4 protein-coding genes are annotated in these 3,309 nt (G+C 60.0%); all 4 read left to right on the top strand.

Annotated elements, in window-relative coordinates; all coding sequences use genetic code 11:
- The coding region (locus G3N64_RS38570; RefSeq protein ID WP_241021431.1) for a DUF5372 family protein at window positions 1-319 on the top strand (319 nt) is incomplete at its 5' end.
- A 176-nt stretch (window positions 320-495) separates the two neighbouring features.
- Window positions 496-948, top strand: a complete 453-nt coding sequence (locus G3N64_RS38565; protein ID WP_205788818.1) for a helix-turn-helix domain containing protein — start codon at window positions 496-498, stop codon at window positions 946-948.
- A gap of 68 nt (window positions 949-1,016) precedes the next feature.
- A complete protein-coding gene (locus tag G3N64_RS38560) occupies window positions 1,017-1,235 on the top strand; it encodes a hypothetical protein (protein WP_205788817.1) in 219 nt (72 codons plus the stop codon).
- The gene (locus G3N64_RS38555; protein WP_205788816.1) at window positions 1,225-3,306 is read left to right on the top strand and encodes a recombinase family protein; all 2,082 of its coding nucleotides are present in this window, start codon (window positions 1,225-1,227) and stop codon (window positions 3,304-3,306) included. The genes G3N64_RS38560 and G3N64_RS38555 overlap by 11 nt, the downstream gene beginning before the upstream one ends.
- The last annotated feature ends 3 nt before the right edge of the window (window positions 3,307-3,309 follow it).

Raw genomic sequence — 3,309 nt, 5'->3', positions numbered from 1 at the left:
TTATCGCAAGTCAGCAACTGCTTGTCGTGACGACGGTTGCGGGACCGTAACGGTCAAGATCACTCATCCATTTCACCCGCGTTGCGGCACCCTAATCCAGCTGGCTACCCGGCGCGTCAACTGGGGAGAGGATCGGGTCATGTTCTACGACGAACATGACCAGCTGGTATCAATCTTGGCCTCGTGGACGGATGTGGATGAGCCGGACGCGTTCGCGCAGGCTGCGGCGGGGCGCTCCGCTTTCCGTGTCGACGACCTTCGGAGGCTGCGCGCGCTAATCGACGACCTGAGGCCGGAGGTCCTGGGTCGTGTCAAGTAAATTACGCCGTATGTGTAAGCTAAATTACGCCGCAGTAGATTTGTGTTCGCATGGCGTTCGTATCAACACATCCGATTTATCGCGCTTTTCACGGCACATCCGATTGTGTGTTGGCCTTGACATTGGCGTATGTGCGGCATATTTTAAATTACACGATTTGCACCGGTGTAGCGATCTTGACCAAGCCCGATCCAAAGCTGGAACGTCTCAGGCGCCTCGGCGTACTGAATCCCCATCCCGAGAGGGTGCGGGCTTCCTGGTTCCAGTCGAGCGATTTTTTCGACGCCCGCGACTTGATTCAAGTCAAGTACGAGATGCTGCGCCATGTCAGCGTCGACGGCGCATCGAAGGCCGATGCTGCGGCGCTGTTCGGCATGTCACGGCCGACCTTCTATCAGGCCGAGGCCGCGTTTGCTCGCGATGGCCTGGCAGGACTCGTTCCGAAGCAGCGTGGGCCCAAGGGGGCGCACAAGCTCAACTTCGAGGCGATGGCGTTCGTCGAACAACATCTCGAAGGCGATGGCGCGATTCACGCCCGAGCACTAGCCGAGCAACTGGAATCCGAGCTCGGTATCTCGGTCCACCCCAGAAGCATCGAACGCGCGATCGCGCGCAAAAAAAAACCGTAGAGCCAACCGTTGCCGCCGTCCCTTTCGCGCAAGCATTGACTGCCGCTTACGAGGCCCTACGCGATGCGGTGATCGACGGCACCCCGCGCGCCGAGGGCGCCGCAGCGCTGCGCTATCACGGGATGCTGCATGGACTTCCTGTACTCGTGAAGTCAACGGCGGCCATAGACACTACCTCGGGTCACCAGGTGCAGCGTATGGACGCCCTTCCGGCTGGCGACGAGTTTGTGCGCTTGCTGGCCAACCTCGTTCTACGGACCCATTCGGAGCTCGCCCATGTCTACTGATCGGTATCAGAAGGTTACGCACGACCACTTGCGTCGTGATGCCTTCCTTTACGTGCGGCAATCGTCGCTACGCCAGGTCTTTGAGAACACCGAGAGTACGAAGCGCCAGTATGCTTTACGTGAGCGCGCTGTGTCGTTGGGCTGGCCCATAGAACGCATCCACGTTATCGACACCGATCTTGGCCTGTCCGGCGCAAGCGCAGAACACCGGGACGGGTTCCAGCAACTGGTTTCGGAGGTCGCCATCGGCCACGCCGGCATCGTACTCGGACTTGAGGTGTCTCGTCTGGCGCGCAACAACGCTGATTGGCATCGGCTCATCGAACTTGCGGCACTGACCCACACCCTGATCCTTGACGAAGACGGCGTATATGATCCGGCTTACTTCAACGACCGCCTGCTGCTCGGTCTGAAGGGAACCATGAGCGAGGCGGAGTTGCACGTGCTGAACGCGCGGTTGCAGGGTGGGATGCGTAACAAGGCGCGGCGTGGCGAACTCGAACTGCCACTTCCCGTCGGGCTGGTCTACCATCCAAACGGATCGGTTGTGCTCGACCCCGACCAGCAAATCCACGCGAGCCTGCGACTGCTGTTCGATACCTACCGGCAAACGCACTCGGCAAGCATGGTCGTACGCCGCTTCCGTCGCGAAGGCTGGTCCTTCCCGCGCCGGATCCGCCGCGGTATCGGCAAAGGCGAAGTGCACTGGGGCGCACTGAACACATCGCGTGTTCTGCAGATCCTCCACAATCCCCGATATGCGGGTGCCTTTGTGTACGGTCGGACGAGAACTGGACGCAAGGCCGACTTGACCAGCACGCAACTGAAGGTCGCGCAGTCCGACTGGCAGGTTCTCATCCGCGACGCCCACATCGGCTACATTGACTGGGACGAATTCGAGCGCAATCAGGTGACGCTCAGGCAAAGCGCGAATGGATTCGGTTCGCTCGTGCGAGGTACGGTCCCTCGCGAAGGGGATGGACTGCTGCAGGGGCGCGTCATCTGCGGCATTTGCGGCAATCGCATGCGTGTGCGCTATCAGAAGGTAAGCGACAGGATGGAACCGTACTACGTATGTCACGACGTCGCTGCTCACGATGCGGGCAAACCATGCCAGTCGATACGTGGGCGCGCGATCGATGATGCAATCAGTGCGTTGCTCCTGGAGACAGTTGTGCCGGCAGCCATCGAAGTAGCGCTCGCAGTCGAGGACGAGATCGCCGGTCGTATTGCGCAGGCCGATTCCATGCGTCTGAAGCAACTGGAACGCGCGCGATACGAAGCCGAACTCGCCCGCCGTCGCTACATGAATGTCGATCCAGCGAACCGGATGGTTGCCGATGCGCTGGAAGCCGATTGGAACGATCGCCTACGTCGACTGGACATGCTGCAGCAGGAACACGATCGCCAGCGCCGGTCAGATCAGGATCTTCTTGGAGATGAGGCTCGCGCGCGTATCCGCGCTCTTGCAGATGACTTCGCCACCGTCTGGAACGATAAGCGCGTCGCATCCATCGAGCGCAAGCGCATGCTCGGACTGCTTATCGAAGACGTCACTCTTGTGAAGTCAGAGAAGGTCTCGATCCACGTGCGTTTCCGGGGTGGCCGAACGACTTCACTGGCGGTCGACAAGCCCAGGCCGATGGCCCTGGTACGCAAGACACTGCCGGCCGTCGTGACGGTTATCGATGAGCTTCTCGAAACGTGTACCGATCAGCAAGTCGCCACGCGACTCAATGAGCTTGGATATACAAACTGGCAGCAGCAGGCATTTACCGCCAGGATGGTCGCGCTGGTTCGGACCACCTATGGACTGCCAAGTCGATTTGAGCGACTGCGCTCGCGCGGCCTGCTTACCGGCGCCGAACTCGCCGCGCAGCTCGAAGTTAGCCAGACCACCATCCATCAATGGGGACGGCAAGGGCTTCTGCGGCGGCAGGTTTACGGGCATGATCACCGGTGCCTGTACGAACCCCTGGGGAATGTCCTTCTCGTAAAGGGCACTGGTGGACGCAAAGCTACACAAGCAACCTTCATCGTCGCTCCAACTACCGGACAAGGTGCAATGTGAAAC

The organism is Burkholderia sp. Ac-20344, assembly GCF_017104975.1.
Lineage (GTDB): Bacteria > Pseudomonadota > Gammaproteobacteria > Burkholderiales > Burkholderiaceae > Burkholderia.
Note: the sequence above shows the minus strand (reverse complement) of the source record. Positions and strands in the feature narration are given on the sequence as shown.

What these genes read in the sequence shown, in the direction of transcription:
- G3N64_RS38555 (WP_205788816.1), top strand. Translation starts at nt 1,225, where the DNA reads ATGTCTACTGATCGGTATCAGAAGGTTACGCACGACCACTTGCGTCGT.